General features: G+C 40.0%; 14 protein-coding genes. 11 read left to right on the top strand and 3 right to left on the bottom strand.

The genetic code is table 11. From position 1 onward, the window contains the following. The first annotated feature begins 151 nt into the window (after window positions 1–151). From C0T34_RS14055 to C0T34_RS14040, 4 genes are read left to right on the top strand one after another with little or no spacing between them, the layout of a single operon-like run. Entirely contained in the window at window positions 152–1,111 is a 960-nt protein-coding gene (locus C0T34_RS14055) for a siderophore ABC transporter substrate-binding protein (RefSeq protein WP_098941617.1), read from the top strand. A gap of 9 nt (window positions 1,112–1,120) precedes the next feature. Beyond that, on the top strand, window positions 1,121–2,083 hold the full coding sequence (locus tag C0T34_RS14050; protein ID WP_098941616.1) for an iron chelate uptake ABC transporter family permease subunit: 963 nt from the start codon (window positions 1,121–1,123) through the stop codon (window positions 2,081–2,083). Then, window positions 2,070–3,077, top strand: a complete 1,008-nt coding sequence (locus tag C0T34_RS14045; protein ID WP_098941615.1) for an iron chelate uptake ABC transporter family permease subunit — start codon at window positions 2,070–2,072, stop codon at window positions 3,075–3,077. Before C0T34_RS14050 ends, C0T34_RS14045 begins: the two co-directional genes overlap by 14 nt. A 1-nt stretch (window position 3,078) precedes the next feature. Next, window positions 3,079–3,834 carry an ATP-binding cassette domain-containing protein gene (locus tag C0T34_RS14040; RefSeq protein ID WP_088494264.1) on the top strand — a complete coding sequence of 252 codons (756 nt, stop codon included), beginning with the start codon at window positions 3,079–3,081 and terminating at the stop codon, window positions 3,832–3,834. A gap of 63 nt (window positions 3,835–3,897) precedes the next feature. Here C0T34_RS14040 and C0T34_RS14035 read toward each other — a convergent pair whose 3' ends face one another. Next, window positions 3,898–4,452, bottom strand: a complete 555-nt coding sequence (locus C0T34_RS14035; RefSeq protein WP_109850344.1) for a TetR/AcrR family transcriptional regulator — start codon at window positions 4,450–4,452, stop codon at window positions 3,898–3,900. Window positions 4,453–4,539: 87 nt separating this feature from the next. Here C0T34_RS14035 and C0T34_RS14030 point away from each other — a divergent pair, with 87 nt between their 5' ends. Next, a complete protein-coding gene (locus tag C0T34_RS14030) occupies window positions 4,540–6,039 on the top strand; it encodes an MFS transporter (protein WP_109850343.1) in 1,500 nt (499 codons plus the stop codon). 69 nt (window positions 6,040–6,108) lie between these two features. On the opposite strand, the gene C0T34_RS14025 is transcribed toward C0T34_RS14030, so the two are convergent. After that, window positions 6,109–6,894 carry a helix-turn-helix transcriptional regulator gene (locus C0T34_RS14025; protein WP_088495979.1) on the bottom strand — a complete coding sequence of 262 codons (786 nt, stop codon included), beginning with the start codon at window positions 6,892–6,894 and terminating at the stop codon, window positions 6,109–6,111. 446 nt (window positions 6,895–7,340) lie between these two features. Here C0T34_RS14025 and C0T34_RS14020 point away from each other — a divergent pair, with 446 nt between their 5' ends. From C0T34_RS14020 to dmsD, 4 genes are all read left to right on the top strand, one after another. Beyond that, complete coding sequence (locus C0T34_RS14020; RefSeq protein ID WP_109850342.1) at window positions 7,341–9,761, top strand: DMSO/selenate family reductase complex A subunit; 2,421 nt, start codon at window positions 7,341–7,343, stop codon at window positions 9,759–9,761. After that, a complete protein-coding gene (locus tag C0T34_RS14015; RefSeq protein WP_075673997.1) occupies window positions 9,758–10,399 on the top strand; it encodes a DMSO/selenate family reductase complex B subunit in 642 nt (213 codons plus the stop codon). Before C0T34_RS14020 ends, C0T34_RS14015 begins: the two co-directional genes overlap by 4 nt. Continuing rightward, the gene (locus C0T34_RS14010) at window positions 10,396–11,295 is read left to right on the top strand and encodes a DmsC/YnfH family molybdoenzyme membrane anchor subunit (RefSeq protein WP_098941611.1); all 900 of its coding nucleotides are present in this window, start codon (window positions 10,396–10,398) and stop codon (window positions 11,293–11,295) included. The genes C0T34_RS14015 and C0T34_RS14010 overlap by 4 nt, the downstream gene beginning before the upstream one ends. A 79-nt stretch (window positions 11,296–11,374) precedes the next feature. After that, on the top strand, window positions 11,375–11,944 hold the full coding sequence (gene dmsD, locus C0T34_RS14005) for a Tat proofreading chaperone DmsD (protein ID WP_109850341.1): 570 nt from the start codon (window positions 11,375–11,377) through the stop codon (window positions 11,942–11,944). Window positions 11,945–12,043: 99 nt separating this feature from the next. Here dmsD and norR read toward each other — a convergent pair whose 3' ends face one another. Next, entirely contained in the window at window positions 12,044–13,561 is a 1,518-nt protein-coding gene (norR, locus tag C0T34_RS14000; RefSeq protein ID WP_098941609.1) for a nitric oxide reductase transcriptional regulator NorR, read from the bottom strand. 190 nt (window positions 13,562–13,751) lie between these two features. On the opposite strand from norR, the gene norV reads away from it, so the two are divergent. Then, the gene (gene norV, locus C0T34_RS13995) at window positions 13,752–15,200 is read left to right on the top strand and encodes an anaerobic nitric oxide reductase flavorubredoxin (RefSeq protein ID WP_109850340.1); all 1,449 of its coding nucleotides are present in this window, start codon (window positions 13,752–13,754) and stop codon (window positions 15,198–15,200) included. Then, window positions 15,197–16,351 carry an NADH:flavorubredoxin reductase NorW gene (gene norW, locus C0T34_RS13990; protein ID WP_109850339.1) on the top strand — a complete coding sequence of 385 codons (1,155 nt, stop codon included), beginning with the start codon at window positions 15,197–15,199 and terminating at the stop codon, window positions 16,349–16,351. Before norV ends, norW begins: the two co-directional genes overlap by 4 nt. The last annotated feature ends 131 nt before the right edge of the window (window positions 16,352–16,482 follow it).

The following is a 16,482-nucleotide window of genomic DNA, read 5'->3' as shown; positions in this document are numbered from 1 at the left end:
TCAAGTTAATCCTTTATTATTATGAGAATGTGAATTAGTATCATTACTCTTTATACTTTTGATGGTATTATCGTCTTTTTTGTGGATCGACATTTAGGCCACTGCTGTAAAGATCCGTGTTATTTCGTGTTGCAACAATATGGGAAAGAGAATGTTTAAAAAGTCATTAAGCCCACTGGTTTTACTGCTTTCTTCACTTGTTATCACTGGTTGTGATAACGCTCAAGACACATCAACAGCACAATCAGCAGAGAAACAAACTCTCACGATTGAACACTTCCAAGGGACAACTGAAATCCCTGCACATCCACAAAAAGTGGTTGTGATGAATATGGAAACCCTCGATATTATTGATGCATTGGGTGTTTCTATTGTTGGTCTTCCACAAACGAATGTTCATTTACCAAAATTCTTAGAGAAATACACCAATCCGAACGACTATATCAATGAAGGTGCTTTATTCGAGCCAAACTATGAAAAGCTCAGCACAACAGCGCCTGATTTAATTTTAAGTGGTAGCCGTGCTCGTGATGCGTATGCAAAATTAAGTGAAATTGCACCTGCGATTTCAATGGATATCGATCCGAAGCGTTTCGTTGAAAGCCTTGCTGAACGCACCACAACATTAGGTCAAATTTTTGGCAAAGAAGAACAAGCCAAAAAATTACTGGCTGATTTCCATAGCAAAATTGATACCGTAAAAGCCAAAACACCAGATGCAGGTAAAGCAATGGTGGTTTTAGTCAGTGGCGGTAAAATTTCTGCTTATGGCCCAAGCTCTCGCTTTGGCTTTATCTATGATGTATTAGGTTTTGAACCGGCTTATGTTTTTGATAGCCCAGGTTCACACGGCAACATCGTTAACTCTGAATTACTGTTAAAACTGAACCCAGATTGGATGTTTGTTATTGACCGTGATGCAGCAATTGGTCGTGAAGATTCACAACCAGCCCAACAAGTCCTTGATAATGCGCTGGTAAGAAAAGTAAATGCTTGGAATAAAGACCAAGTTATCTATCTTGATGCAAGTTCCATTTATATCTCTGGCGGGATCCAAACTTACTCTCGTTTAATGGATACAATTAATCAGGCATTGGATCAAAAAAAATAAAGTAACTGAATGAAAACGTTCCATTTATCATTGGGGATAGGGGTTATCGCTATCCTCTCAATGATCAGTCTATTTGTCGGCGCAGGAGATATTACTCCTGCTTCGCTTTTTTCTGATCCCGATATGCGCGATATCTTCTTTATCAGCCGCGTTCCAAGAACCCTGTCATTATTACTCGCCGGTGGTGCCATTAGTGTTGCTGGCTTAATCATGCAACTGCTCACTCAAAATCGCTTTGTCGAACCTTCTCTTGCTGGAACAACACAATCTGCAAGCCTTGGATTATTAGTCGTTATGCTGCTCTTTCCAGCGGCAGGCATCTTCACCAAAATGATGGTCGCCACTGTTTTTGCCCTGCTTGGTACTTTGTTGTTTATGTTACTTCTGCAAAGGATCACCTTAAAAACGACATTAATAGTGCCTTTAGTGGGGATTATGCTTAGCGCTGTTATCGGTGCGTTGACTATCTTTTTAGCCGTTTATTTCGATTTATTGCAATCTTTAGACGCATGGACAAGTGGCGATTTTTCAAGTGTATTACAAGGCCGCTATGAGCTTTTATGGCTTGTCGGTGCTCTTGCGTTAATGGCATGTTGGGTTGCTGATAGCTTTACTGTGGCTGGAATGGGGCGAGAGTTCTCTATTAACGTGGGGCTGAATTACCGCAAAGTAATGATAATAGGGTTATCGATTATCGCGCTAATCAGTGGTGTTGTGGTTTCTGTTGTTGGTGCATTGCCTTTCCTAGGTTTGATTGTGCCCAATTTAGTGAGCTTAGTGATGGGGGATAATATCCGTAAAACTATCCCTTGGGTTTGCTTAAGTGGCGGCGCGATTGTTTTACTGTGTGATGTGATTGGTCGCCTTATTCGTTATCCATTTGAAATTCCTGCCAGTGTTATCTTAGGGGCAGTGGGTGCCATTATTTTCCTTTTCTTACTACTCAAGCAGCAACGTTATGCAAAAAGTTAATTCATCCATAATTAGCAAATGTACTGGCGCTGTCGAACATAAGAAAACGCGCCTCTCACCCATGTCTCGTATCTGGTTATTATTAGGGGTATCGTTATTATCCATTGTGTTATTTATGACGATAAACCTAAACGGCAATATCTCTTATATTCTGACTCACCGTGCTTACATTATTCTCACCATGATTGTGGTGGCGTTTGCCGCTGGTGTTTCCACAATACTGTTCCAAACTATCGCGAATAACCGTATTTTGACACCTTCACTTATGGGGTTAGAAGCCCTGTTTGTATTGCTACAGACCGTGTTTGTTTTCTTTGAAGGAGATATGCCTGCATCGTGGATGCTGAACCTATCAAAGTTCTTCTTAGAATCGACATTGCTCGTGCTATTTTCCGTTATGCTCTACCGTTGGCTGTTTAGCTCTGTACGCTTTAACATTAATTTAGTCCTAATGATTGGGATTATTTTAGGGACTCTATTTCGCAGTTCCGCCACATTATTACAACGCTTGATGGACCCCAATGAGTTTTCCATCTTACAAGGTCGCATGTTTGCCACCTTCACCCGTGCCACGCCTGATCTTATCTTTTGTGCCTTAGCGATTATTGTGGTTGTTGGTGTTTTACTTTGGCGTATGCGTTATAGCTTTGATGTGATGGCATTAGGGCAAGCGAACGCCATTAACCTTGGTATTAATTACCGCAAACAGACCACTTATATCCTGTTGCTGATTTCTGTTTTAGTTGCGGTATCTACCGCATTAGTTGGCCCGTTAACCTTCTTAGGTTTAATTGTGGCTAATCTTGCTTATCATATCAGTGGTAGCAGTCAGCACCGTTTCTTGATGCCTGTCGCCTTCCTACTAGGTACTATCGCCTTAATCGGTGGGCAACTGGTTTTAGAGTATGGCTTAAAAATGACAGGAACACTTTCTGTTGTGATTGAGTTTGTTGGTGGGATGTTCTTTATCTATTTGGTGTTAAGAAGACTTTAATATGATTGAAATCAGCAAAATATCAAAACGTTATCAAGATACAACCGTTCTCGATAATATAACAACAACAATTCAGCGTGGCGGTATTACTTCGATCATTGGCCCTAATGGCGCGGGTAAATCCACACTACTTTCTGTTATTGGACGTTTATTACTTCCTGAAAGTGGCATGGTAAGCGTTAACGGTATGGATGTTGCTGCAACTAATAGTGATGTTCTTGCAAAAAATCTCTCAATATTGCGCCAAGAAAACCAGTTTGTTAGCCGTTTAACCGTAGAAGAATTAGTCGGTTTTGGGCGTTATCCCTACAGCAAAGGGCGTTTAACGCTTGATGATAAAAAAGTGATCGATGAGTCACTCGCCTTTTTAAATCTGACTGAATTTCGTCATCGCTATCTAGATGAATTATCGGGTGGGCAACGTCAGCGTACCTATGTTGCTATGGTGCTATGTCAAGATACTGAATATGTCATGCTTGATGAACCACTGAATAATCTTGATATGAAACATGCGGTAATAATGATGAAACTTCTGCGAAAAGCCGCAGATGAATTAGGAAAAACCATTATTATCGTTATTCATGATATCAATTTTGCCTCTGTTTACTCTGACTATATTTTAGCTATGCGTAACGGACAATTGTATTATCACGGTTCACCCAAAGAGATCATGAAAGCGGATATTATCGAAGATATTTTCGACACACCCGTTGACGTTAAAGAGCTCGATAATAAGCTAATTGCTATGTATTACTAATGCCATTTAGCCGATTATCTTCAATAAAAAGCATGTTGTTCTTCTCATTAACAGCGTGCTTTTTTATTGCTTTTTCCCTTGCTGAAGTAACTCTGAATCAATATCTTCAAAGATAGATTGCCATTCATTATCATCAATATCCATCAATCCAAAATAACGCAGTAAAAAGGTGCCTTCTGTCGCTAAAAATGCCAATCGTGCACGTTTTCCCGCTTCTGTTGTCGTATCTACACCCGCTAATCGTTGTTGATACCACTCTTTAGTACTTTGTAGATATTCTGGGGTTTGTAGCAATGCCGCCATCAAACTCGCGCCTTTGGCAAAAGAGACTTTATCGTGATGATGGGTGGCATGGATATGTGCAGCAACACGATTGTCAGGGGAATTATCACTTTCAACTATCTTGTTAAATTGAGCTTCATAACTCTCTTCCCAGAAATCAAACATTGCATCAATCATTGCCTCTTTACTGCTAAAGCAGTATTGAACGCCCCCTTTTGAGATCCCCATTTTTTTTGCAACAGTATCAATCGTTAACGCTGCTGCGCCTTGCTCCATCACAATGTCGAAGATAGCTTCTAGCAGTTTTTCTCTATCAATGGTTCTTTGACGTCCCATAAAAAAAACCTCTTTTCAATACGATCGTATGGATTTATATTACAGCCGCTAGTAAAAATAATACACATAAAAATAACTGAGACTTCTATGATAAAAGATTATAAACGTTGGATAGTATTACTTTTGGTATCTAGCATGCTGTTTCTCATTGTTGTTGATGTAACAGTGCTTTATACCGCATTACCACGTTTAACTCATGATTTAAACGCAAGTGCATCAGAAAAACTTTGGATAATGAATGCCTATCCATTAATTGTTGCTGGATTATTACCCGCAGCAGGTATGCTCACAGATAGGATTGGTCATAAAACATTATTTATTAGTGGATTACCGCTATTTGCACTCGCTTCATTGTGTGCGGCATTTTCACCTTCGGCTACTGCTTTAATTGCTTCACGCGGTTTTCTAGCCGTGGGTGCAGCAATGAGTATGCCAGCAACACTATCAATAGTGCGCCAAGTTTTTAGCGATCCACAAGAGCGTGCTATTGCAATTGGTATTTGGTCTGCAGTTGCCTCTGGCGGTGCGGCGTTAGGGCCCTTGATTGGTGGTATTTTATTAAATAACTTTTGGTGGGGCTCCGTCTTTTTAATTAACGTTCCCATTGTTCTTTTTGTACTACCGTTTTCTTTTTGGCTTATCCCTAAGTTTTCAGGACATGGTGATCATAAAATTGATTATTTAAGCTCAGTACTGATTTTAGTGGGTTTGATCAGCGCCATTTATGCCTTAAAAGAGATAGGAAAACCTTATACACAGTGGAGTGAAGCCACGATTGCCACAGTCATTGCCGTGATCTTTCTCACTCTATTTACCTTACGTCAGCGTAAACAAACTCACCCAATGATTGATTTTGGGCTATTTAAAAACCGCTTTTTTAGTATCGGTATTTTAATGGCTGTGCTTTCTATGGTGATCATTGTGGGTATTGAATTACTGCTCAGCCAACGCTTACAGCTTGTCGCAGGTTTTACCCCACTTAATGCAGCGTTGGTGATTTTGCCCATTCCTATTGGCTCTGTGCTGGCATCTCCATTGGCTGGTTATTTCTTGGTGCGTTTAGGAGAAATTCGCTTAATTATTGCCGGATTTATGCTGACTTTAGTGGGAAATCTGTGGCTAGTTGCCGTTTATCAAACAACATCTCCAATGGTATTAATCGGCAGCTTATTCTTAATCGGCTTTGGTTTAGGTATTATTTTTACCACCGCATCGACGTCAATTATGTTGAGTGTGGCAGATAGACAAGCGGGAATGGCGGCATCCATTGAAGATGTAGCTTATGAGCTCGGTAGTGTGATTGGCGTGACATTTATGGGCAGTTTGATGAGTACGGTATACACCTTAAAACTGATGTTACCAGACTCATTAACCATTGATGATGCAGTATATGACAGTTTAGATGAAGCGTTGATTGTGGCAGAGAAATTACCAAATGACATGGCTTCTCTTGTGATATCTCAAGCAAATTTAGCTTTTGATAATGCTTTTTTCGTGGTACTAACCGCGACAGCAATTATTACCGCACTTAGCTTAGTGGTTCTGCCTTATTGCTTGCATAATTCCGTAAGGACAAAAATAGCTTAAATTATGGAGTGATTTTTGCAAAATAAACGCGTCTAAGCGGCGCGTTTTTTATAACGGTAGCGTACTCAACTAAAACCTATCGATATCCAGAGCATCCATACTAAAGTGAGAAGGCGATTGTCCCATCTGTTTTTTAAACATCGTCGAGAATGAACCAGCGCTGTTATAACCCAAATCAAAGGCAATTTCAGTAATACCACGTCCTGATAAGATTTGTGTTAATGAATTCAATAAACAGACTTGTTGTCGCCATTGTGAAAATGACATTCCTGTTTGTTGGCGGAAAAAACGGCTAAAAGAGCGCTCACTTTTATGTAATTTATCTGCCCATTGTTGGGGTAAAGAATCTATTTTTGGGTTGCGAATAAAATCACGACATAATTTAGCTAATTTGCTGTCTTGTGGAATAGGTGCAAAAAACGGTAACGGTTTTGCTTTCGCTAATTCGCATAAGATTAGCTGCATTAAAAGGCCATCTCGTCCTTTTTTATCATATTCTGCAGGCACATCTACAGCTTCAAGCAAGAGTTGACGAAAAAGAGGGGAAACACTGACAACCTCACATTGTTTGCTATGACGAGGGGCTGCGGAAGGCTCGATATACAAGCTTCGAGTGCTCACATCTAACATACGAGTTTCATGCCCAGTTTCTGGTGGGATCCACACACCACAAGACGGTGGAATAACCCACTCGCCATCATCTGTACTCACTTCAATTAAACCCGTTGCAGGGTATAAAAATTGGGCTCGACGATGTTGATGCGTTTCTAACAACGTATTGGGCAAATAGTCTGTACCCAGCGCAATAACATCTCGGTCGAGTGAATCAACGCTTTTTAAAGGTACATTTCTCACGATTTGGGTCACTCTCTGTTTATCTTCGTTCTTTTAATATAGCAGTTATCCCACACCCTACACACTAGCAAATAATGGCCTATATAATTAAAATCGTTATGCATTTAAATAAATAATGAAAGCACCTTATGTGAAATTTCAACCTTCTTGATATCTATTTAACAAACCCTATTAACAATCAAAAAACGAGCTTTTAACACTCCTAATAAATAGGCTGAAATTCGAATGTCATTGTCTGGTTTTAGAATGTTGGCAAAAGATTAATCAACTATTATCCCTCTCGCAGAGGTTATTTCGAGCCTTCTGCAATTATCTATGCATTCAATAATAATGCAGCGGATACCAGACATTCCCTTTATTCATAGCCTAGAAAAATCACGCACATTCTTTATATCAAGTATCGGGTATATCGGGATCCGCCTATTATGTTTAAGGTAGAGTTCATTATGAGCAATCAGTCCGATCACGATAGTGATACAAAGAGCATTCTCAACGATGTTAGCCGCCGTCACTTTATTCAAGCGAGCTCAGCATTAGTCACCCTTCCTTTTCTCGCATCAAACTCTTTTGCTGCGACAACAGACAACACTATCCCAGTAAAATCAATAATAACCGAAGAGGGTGAGCGCGTTGTTTCAACTTGTAGTAGCTTTGACTGTGGCGGTAAATGTGACATTCGTGCCCATGTAAAAGATGGCAAAGTTACCCGTATTAGCACTCGCCCAGATGCTGATTTAGATGAAGAAATACCAATTATGCGTGCCTGTGTACGAGGCCGTGGTTATCGTAAATTTGTCTATCATCCAGACCGTTTAAAATACCCAATGAAACGCGTTGGTAAACGTGGCGAAGGCAAATTTGAACGCATCACTTGGGAAGAAGCAACCACCCTTATTGCGCAAAATATGCAACGTATTAACCAGCAATATGGTCCAGCATCTCGCTTTGTCAGCTTAAGTACCGGTGTTACTGGTGGTATTTTCTCTGGTGCAAATATGTTACGTCGTCTGTTTAATATCACAGGCGGTTTTTTGGAAAACTATCACTCAGTCAGTAACGGTAATACCCTTGCGGTCACCCCTTATACTTACGGTACAGCCGCCAGTGGTAGCACACTCGATACGTTAGAAAATACCCCTCTTGTGATTTTATGGGGTCATAACCCTAACGAAACTATTTTTGGTCATTCAAACCATTTCTTCCAAAAAATGAAGAAAAACGGCACTAAATTTATTGTCGTTGACCCGCGTTATTCAGATACCGCTTCTTCTTTAGCTGATCAATGGATCCCGTTATTGCCAACAACGGATAACGCCATGATGGATGCGATGATGTATGTCATCGTAAGCGAAAATCTACACGATCAAGCCTTTATCGATAAATACACAGTTGGCTTTGATGAACACCAAATGCCTGAAGGTGTGGGTGAAAATGAGTCTTTAGTTGCCTATTTAATGGGTAAAAAAGATGGTGTTAAGAAAACCCCTGAATGGGCTGAATCCATCACTAAAGTGCCGGCTGATACTATTAAACAGCTAGCTCGTGAATACGCATCGACAAAACCGGCTGCATTAATGCAAGGTTGGGGTCCTCAACGTCATATTTGTGGTGAACGGACGGCGCGTGGTGCGACATTACTTGCGACTATCACTGGTAATGTGGGTGTTCGTGGTGGTTGGGCTGCCGGCTATGGTATGGCTTTAAACTCTGAATTGCGTAAAACCATTGCAGGGCCAAGCCTATTAACTAACCCAGTAAAAGCGAAAATCAATATCACCAACTGGGTACAAGCGTGTGAAGATAAAAATTTAGTCACGCCACAAAATGGGTTACTGAACGCCGAGAAGCTTGATACTGAAATCAAGATGATTTTCTCAATGGCAGGTAACTACATGACAAACCAAAATACCGATATTCTTCATGCCGCAAAAGTACTTGAAGATGAATCAAAAGTAGAATTTATCGTTTGTAGTGATCTCTATTTAACCCCAAGTGCAAAATACGCCGATATTTTACTGCCAGAAACCAGCTTCTTAGAACGCTGGAATATCGGTGGTACATGGAGCTATGGCGACTACATTATTCTTTCTGAAAAAGTTATTGAGCCTGAATTTGAGCGTCGTACTGACTACGATTGGTTACGAGAAGTTGCCGATAAATTAGGTGTAGGTGAGCAATTTAGCGAAGGTAAAGAGACTGATCGCGATTGGATTGAATATTTAGTCGATGATGCGAGTGTTAAACGCCCTGAAGACGGTATTCCAACCTTTAAAGAGTTGTTAGTTAAACGTCGTCATCTATTAAAACATCGTCCACATACTCAAAATGTGGCGTTTGAGAAAAATATCCAAGATATCGAGAATAATCCATTCCCAACGCCATCGGGCAAAATTGAAATTTTCTCTAAGCGTTTATATGACATGAATAATGTCGATATTCCTGCGCTCTCTCATTATGTACCCGCCATTGAGGGCCCTGAAGACACGTTAACAGATAAATTCCCGCTACAACTTATCACATGGAAAGGGCGTAACCGTGCAAACTCAACGCAATTTGCCAACCCTTGGCTGCAAGAAGTACAGCGCCAAGAACTCTGGTTAAACCCGTTAGATGCTCAAGATAGAAACATCAAAGAAGGCGAGAAAGTCAAAGTATATAACGATCGTGGGATCACGATGGTTCCCGTCAAATTAACACAACGAATTATGCCTGGTGTCGTCGCCTTGCAAGCAGGTGCTTGGTGGCAACCAGATGCAAAAGGCATAGATCAAGGTGGATGTGCCAACGTATTAACATCATCCCGTAGCACCGCAATGGCACACGGCAATGCTCACCAAACATTATTGGTCGAGGTAGCAAAAGCATGAGTAAATTTATCGTTTATCCCGCTGTGAGCAACAAACAGTTAGGGTTTTATATCGACAGCGCTCGCTGTTCAGGTTGTAAGGCGTGTCAGGTTGCTTGTAAAGATAAAAACAACCTCGATGTTGGACGCAAATTTCGTCGTGTCTATGAAATCACGGGTGGCGGTTATACTCGCAATCCTAAAGGTGCGCTGGTCAATAATGTCTTTGCTTACACGTTATCTATCTCTTGTAATCATTGTGATGACCCAATTTGCGTTAAAAACTGCCCAACAACAGCAATGCATAAGCGTGAAGGCGACGGTATCGTCATGGTAGATACAGACAAATGTGTTGGTTGTGGTGCTTGTGCGTGGTCTTGCCCTTATGGCGCGCCACAAATGAATCCAGAAACCAAACAGATGTCAAAATGCGACTTTTGCATCGATTTACAGCAAAAAGGTGAACAACCCGTTTGTGTTGCGACTTGTCCGCTAGGTGCGATCCAATTTGGTCCTATTGATGAATTGCGTGAACGCTATGGCGATTTAGATTATGTCACAGGTTTACCTTCCCCTGAAATAACGCACCCAAACCTTGTTATTAACCCACATCAGGGTGCCAATAATGACGGAATTAATAATAAGGGAGAAAGAAAATGAATGAATGGTCATTATTAATCTTCACATTTATGATGAATGCGACCATCGGTCTTGCGCTAACAACAGGGCTTTTTGCTCATCGCCTTTCTCATTATCTCAATGCAGAAAGCTACTATCGCTTTATGCTGTTAGCCTTATTTGTTATTTGTGGATTAGCGGGTTTAGGCTCTATCGCTTCAATTACTCACTTAGGTGTGCCATTAAATGCTCCTAATGCCATTAGGAATATTTTTTCTGCTTGGTTAAGCCGTGAAGTTGCCGTCACTGCTATTTTTGTCGGTTGCCTAGGATTAACCTTTTTATGGCTCTGGCGCACTCGCAAACTCTCAATGCTGCTATTAAGTACCAGTATTCTGATTGGGCTATTTGATATTTATTGTATGGCATCGATTTATCGCCATACCTCCATTTTGACATGGATGGATCCTAATACTTACGTGATGTTCTTTGGCACGATGCTAACGCTTGGTGCGGCTATTTTCTTTTTGCTGATCAAAACACTACAACGCATAGGAAGTAAGTTAGGTATTGAAATACCACAAAACTCTTTCCCAATGCGCTGGAAATGGCAATTATGGGGAATAATGGCATTTAGCTTAATGGGTCGATTACTGTATCAACCTTTTTATGAGCAATATTTAACTAGCACGTTATATAGCCAAAAATCGGTGACATTCCCGTTATCACCTATTCAAGTGTATTACTCCATTGGTTCGTTACGTACTACATGCTGGATCTTAGCAACCTTTGCAGTATTGGCTTGTGGCTATAGTTTAGTGAAATTCCTAGCCCCTAAAAATCAAGGTAAACCAACTGAGTCTATTTTTGTACTTGGCTGCGTTATCGCGATTATCGCTGACTTTATGTTGCGTTATGTTTTCTACTCAATTCACTAATTGTAATTGAGCTTGTTGTTTAAATAATAAAAAAACAAACCTCATTAATTGGGGTTTGTTTAAGGAAGTATCAAAAATTATGAGCAGACTCTCTTATTATGCGGCTGCATTTAATTTATTGGGAATTTGTTATTTATTCCCACCAGATGATGACACCAATAAAACTGCACTCAACTTTTTTAAAACTAGAGATTTTGCCGCACAGTGGCCTTGTAAAATTGAAAACCGCTTGTGTGAACGTTTAATTGATTCTGTTTCTATCGATACAGAGCAATTAAAAACCCAATGGCAAAATCTTTTTGTGGGCCCTAATGCATTACCAGCTCCTCCTTGGGGTTCAGTCTATTTAGATCCTGAGGGCTTATTACAAGGAGATTCTACCCTTGCACTGAGTGAGTTTTTAAAACGGGAACGTTTAAAAGTAAACACGCCTTTTCCGGAGCCTGTTGATCATATCGGCTTGATGTTATTTCAAGCAGCGGTATTGGCATCGGAAAACAGAGAAGAAGCAGTTAATGAATTATTATCCCTTCATTTGACCACATGGCTACCTCACTATTTAAATAAATTAAAAATGAGTGGGTATAGCCAATTTTATAGCACGTTAACAGAACTGGTAACCATCACGGTGAACGCATTCAGAAAATAGAAATTTATTAACAACTTATCATCCTAACATAATTATTTAAGGTAATTTGGACCACGCACCCAAATTACCTTTTTTCGTTTAAGACATTCTCTTTTTAAATTATGACAACTTTAATCCTAAGCGTTTTGTTAAACGGCGTAAGTTAGCTGGATCGAGTGATAATTCTCGCGCCGTTGCCGCCCAATTTTGGTTATTACGTAGCAATGCTTGTTTAATCAAATCCCGCTGAAATTCATCCGTTGCTTCTTTTAAATTCTTTTCTTCAGAAGGTAATGTTTGAGAAGCAGAGTGAACTGGATTTTCAGCCCCTAAAGCAAAATGACTAACTTGTAAAATAAGGCTATCGGTTTTATTTCCAGCTCTTGCTAAAATAATTGCTCGGTGAATAGTATGTTCTAATTCACGCACATTACCTGGCCAAGAATAGTGTAATAAATAAAGGCGTAATTCAGGACTAATAATCACCTGCGTGAGATTAAAACGCTGACGATATTGCTCGCAGAAATAACCCACTAATAGCAAAATATCTTCATCTCTTTCTCGTAATGGTGGAACATGCAAAGGAAAAATACTTAAACGATGGAAAAGATCGGCACGGAAATTTCCCGCTAATACCTCTTCCCATAAATCACGATTCGTTGCCGCTAATACACGTACATTAACGCGTAAATTACGATCATCACCAATACGTTGAATATCGCCATATTGTAAGACCCGCAGTAATTTGGCCTGAAGTGATAATGATAACTCCCCTATCTCATCAAGAAATAAAGTTCCGTTATCTGCCATTTCAAATTTACCACTACGATGGCTAATTGCGCCGGTAAAAGCCCCCTTCACATGCCCAAATAATTCACTTTCTGCCACACTCTCAGGAAGTGCCGCGCAATTTAAATAGACTAACGGATTATCTGCACGATTAGACATTTCATGAATGGCTTTTACCACCAGCTCTTTACCGGTTCCTGTTTCACCACTCACTAAGATATTCATATCTGCGGGTGCAACAATTTCTATCTCTTTTTTCAGTTGCATCATCGAAGGTGATAAACCAATAATTTCTGTTTTTACTGTGGGCTTAAACGTATTGGTTGGCGTAAATAACATATTTTGATTTTCGAGTTGCTCAATCAATAACGCATTATTTAATGCACCAGAGGTTAATGCCGCAATTAAACGTAATTCTTCATCACTAAAAGTATCGAACTGATGAGGGTCCATTCCATCAAGTGTTAACGTACCAATTAAATCTTGCCCAGCAAATAATGGTAATCCCACACATGCATGAACTTTTAAATGCTCTCTATCTGGGATAAGTCCATCATAAGGATCAGGTAAATCACTGTCCGCAGGGAAGCGAACCACATCCCCTGCACGCGCGATAGTTTCAAGGCGAGGATGCCCTTCAAGTAAAAATCGACGACCTAAAACATCAGGTACAAGGCCATCTATGGCCAATGGAATAAATTGATGAGGTTCATAACGAAGCAACGCAGCTGCATCGCAATTTAGCACTTGCCGAAGCGTAGTCACCAGCCGCTGAAATCTATCTTGATGACCCACATCTTTTTGTAATTCAATGGCAATTTTAGCCAACACATCAACGGAAAAGCCCATAAAAACACCTCATAGTCATTATGACTGTTATTATGGTCATTTTGACATGATAAAGATAGTCATATTGACAATATTTAAATCACCACAAAAGCAAAAATTATTTTAAAACAATAAGATAAAAACTGGCACGCTTCTTGATTATATCTATACATATCCCTATGAAAAGATTAATGAGAAGGAACAATACAAAATGGCTATTCATGTTAAAAATAATGTTAATTGGGTTGGGCAACGTGACTGGGAAGTTCGTGATTTTCATGGCACTGAATATAAAACATTATTAGGAAGTAGCTATAACAGCTACCTAATACGTGAAGAAAAGAATGTCCTTATTGATACAGTTGACCATAAATTTAGTCGCGAATTTGTGCAAAATTTACGAGCTCAAATTAATCTGGAAGAGATTGATTACATTATTATTAATCATGCAGAAGAAGATCACGCTGGCGCACTTACTGAGCTGATGTCTTTTATTCCTAATACCCCGATTTATTGCACAGTAAATGCGATTGATTCAATCAATGGTCACCACCATCACCCTGAATGGAATTTTAATATCGTTAAAACAGGTGACAGCCTTGATATTGGCAATGGCAAGCAACTAATTTTTGTTGAAACGCCAATGCTACATTGGCCTGACAGCATGATGACCTATTTAACTGGTGATGCGATTTTATTTAGTAATGATGCCTTTGGTCAGCACTATTGTGATGAGCGTTTATTTAACGATGAAGTTGACCAAACGGAATTATTTGAGCAATGCCAACGCTATTATGCCAATATTTTGACGCCATTTAGTCGCCTTGTGACACCAAAAATTAATGAAATTTTAGGCTTCAATTTACCTGTTGATATGATTGCTACTTCTCATGGCGTGGTATGGCGTGATAATCCAACACAAATCGTTGAATTATATCTAAAATGGGCAGCAGACTATCAAGAAGACCGCATCACTATTTTCTATGACACCATGTCTAACAATACCCGTATGATGGCAGATGCCATTGCACAAGGTATCAATGAAATTGATCCTAACGTGTTTGTAAAAAGCTATAACGTCGCCAAAAGTGATAAAAATGACATTATCACCAGTGCATTTCGTTCTAAAGGTGTACTTGTTGGTTCATCAACAATGAATAATGTCATGATGCCAAAAATTGCCGCCATGCTTGAAGAGATGACAGGCTTACGTTTTCGTAATAAGAAAGCTGCTGCCTTTGGGAGTTATGGTTGGAATGGTGGTGCCGTTGACCGCATTCAAACCCGCTTGATGGATGCTGGATTTGAAACCGCACTAGCGCTAAAAACCAAATGGCGTCCAGACATGCAAGCACAAGAGATTTGTCGTGAGTATGGCCGTGAAATTGCACGTCAATGGGCTTTAGCGCCACTTCCTGCGACCCAATCTTGTTGTACAACCTCATCACAACCTGAAGTTACCACAAGTGTTGAAGCTATCGATTTAGGTCCACGTATGCAATGTAGTGTATGCCAATGGATTTACGATCCAGCAGTAGGTGAACCAATGCAAAACGTTCAACCTAATACACCATGGAGTGAAGTACCTGATAGCTTCTTATGCCCTGAATGCTCATTAGGAAAAGATGTCTTTGATGCGCTTGCAAAGGAGGCAAAATGAGTACAGATCTTCTCAATAATGGGATTGTTATTATTGGTGCGGGGTTTGCCGCGCGCCAATTAGTCAAAAATATTCGCAAATTTAATGCAGATATTCCCATTACCCTCATTGCCTCAGACAGCATTGATGAATATAACAAGCCAGATTTAAGCCATGTTATTAGTCAGGCTCAAAATGCGGATGATCTAACAAAACAAACAGCTGAAGACTTTGCGCAACAATATCAACTAGCCATTTATCCTTATACACAAATTGTTGATATTAATACGGATGAAAAACGTATTCAGAGCACTCAAGGTGAGCAATGGTATTACGATAAATTAGTATTAGCGACTGGCGCTAAAACTTATTGCCCTGCTATTTCGGGCCATGAGTTAATGTTTACGCTTAATAGCCAACAAGAATATCGAACTTATGAAGCACAAATTCATCAAGCTAAGCGCGTATTAATTTTAGGTGCGGGTTTAATTGGTACTGAATTAGCGATGGACTTTAGTCGGGCAGGTAAAGAAGTGATCCTTGCAGATATTTCAGGACAATTATTATCTTCCCTGATCCCCTCCGATCTCAGTGGACGCTTGCAATCTAGCCTCACTGAAATTGGTGTGCGATTAATGCTGAAATCACCATTACAGTCATTAGCACAAACCGACAACGGTATTTTAGCGACATTTAATCGACATCATCAATTAACCGTTGATTGTGTTATTGCTGCAACAGGACTCACGCCAAATATAGAGCTTGCCCATCTTGCAGGTTTGCATACTGATCGTGGGATTATTGTGAATGAATATCTGCAAAGCAGTAATAGCGATATTTATGCCTTGGGCGATTGTGCACAAATCAACGGTAATTTATTACCCTTTTTACAGCCTATACAATTAAGTGCCATGCATTTAGCAAAATCACTTGTGGGCGAAAATAATGCGCCTCTTCATTTACCGTCGATGATTATTCGGGTGAAAACACCGTTAATGCCACTACATCTTGCCGGTGAAACTGCTCGTAATGACTTAACGTGGAATATTAATACAACACAATCGGGTGTTATCGCCAAAGGCTTTGATGATAACAATGTATTACGCGCCTTTGTAGTAACAGAACAGCGGGTAAAAGAAGCTTTTGCTTTATTAAGAGCACTGCCCGCTTAATTTTAATAGTGATATCGCTAAACAAAACCAACAACGCTACAACTTAAATAAATGCAAACAGATGCTCGAAATAATTCGAGGTGTAGCTAGGCGACAAGTGAGCGAGTCGCTAGGAGCATACATAAGTATGT

The sequence above is a fragment of the Proteus sp. CA142267 genome, from assembly GCF_003336825.1.
GTDB classification, from domain to species: Bacteria; Pseudomonadota; Gammaproteobacteria; order Enterobacterales; family Enterobacteriaceae; genus Proteus; species Proteus terrae.
This window is presented reverse-complemented; position numbering and strand designations above follow the sequence as displayed.

Excerpts from the sequence above, each read along its gene's own strand:
- C0T34_RS14055 (WP_098941617.1), top strand. The coding sequence starts at position 152 with ATGTTTAAAAAGTCATTAAGCCCACTGGTTTTACTGCTTTCTTCACTT.
- C0T34_RS14050 (WP_098941616.1), top strand. The coding sequence starts at position 1,121 with ATGAAAACGTTCCATTTATCATTGGGGATAGGGGTTATCGCTATCCTC.
- C0T34_RS14045 (WP_098941615.1), top strand. The coding sequence starts at position 2,070 with ATGCAAAAAGTTAATTCATCCATAATTAGCAAATGTACTGGCGCTGTC.
- C0T34_RS14040 (WP_088494264.1), top strand. The coding sequence starts at position 3,079 with ATGATTGAAATCAGCAAAATATCAAAACGTTATCAAGATACAACCGTT.
- C0T34_RS14035 (WP_109850344.1), bottom strand. The coding sequence starts at position 4,452 with ATGGGACGTCAAAGAACCATTGATAGAGAAAAACTGCTAGAAGCTATC.
- C0T34_RS14030 (WP_109850343.1), top strand. The coding sequence starts at position 4,540 with ATGATAAAAGATTATAAACGTTGGATAGTATTACTTTTGGTATCTAGC.
- C0T34_RS14020 (WP_109850342.1), top strand. The coding sequence starts at position 7,341 with ATGAGCAATCAGTCCGATCACGATAGTGATACAAAGAGCATTCTCAAC.
- C0T34_RS14015 (WP_075673997.1), top strand. The coding sequence starts at position 9,758 with ATGAGTAAATTTATCGTTTATCCCGCTGTGAGCAACAAACAGTTAGGG.
- C0T34_RS14010 (WP_098941611.1), top strand. The coding sequence starts at position 10,396 with ATGAATGAATGGTCATTATTAATCTTCACATTTATGATGAATGCGACC.
- dmsD (WP_109850341.1), top strand. The coding sequence starts at position 11,375 with ATGAGCAGACTCTCTTATTATGCGGCTGCATTTAATTTATTGGGAATT.
- norR (WP_098941609.1), bottom strand. The coding sequence starts at position 13,561 with ATGGGCTTTTCCGTTGATGTGTTGGCTAAAATTGCCATTGAATTACAA.
- norV (WP_109850340.1), top strand. The coding sequence starts at position 13,752 with ATGGCTATTCATGTTAAAAATAATGTTAATTGGGTTGGGCAACGTGAC.
- norW (WP_109850339.1), top strand. The coding sequence starts at position 15,197 with ATGAGTACAGATCTTCTCAATAATGGGATTGTTATTATTGGTGCGGGG.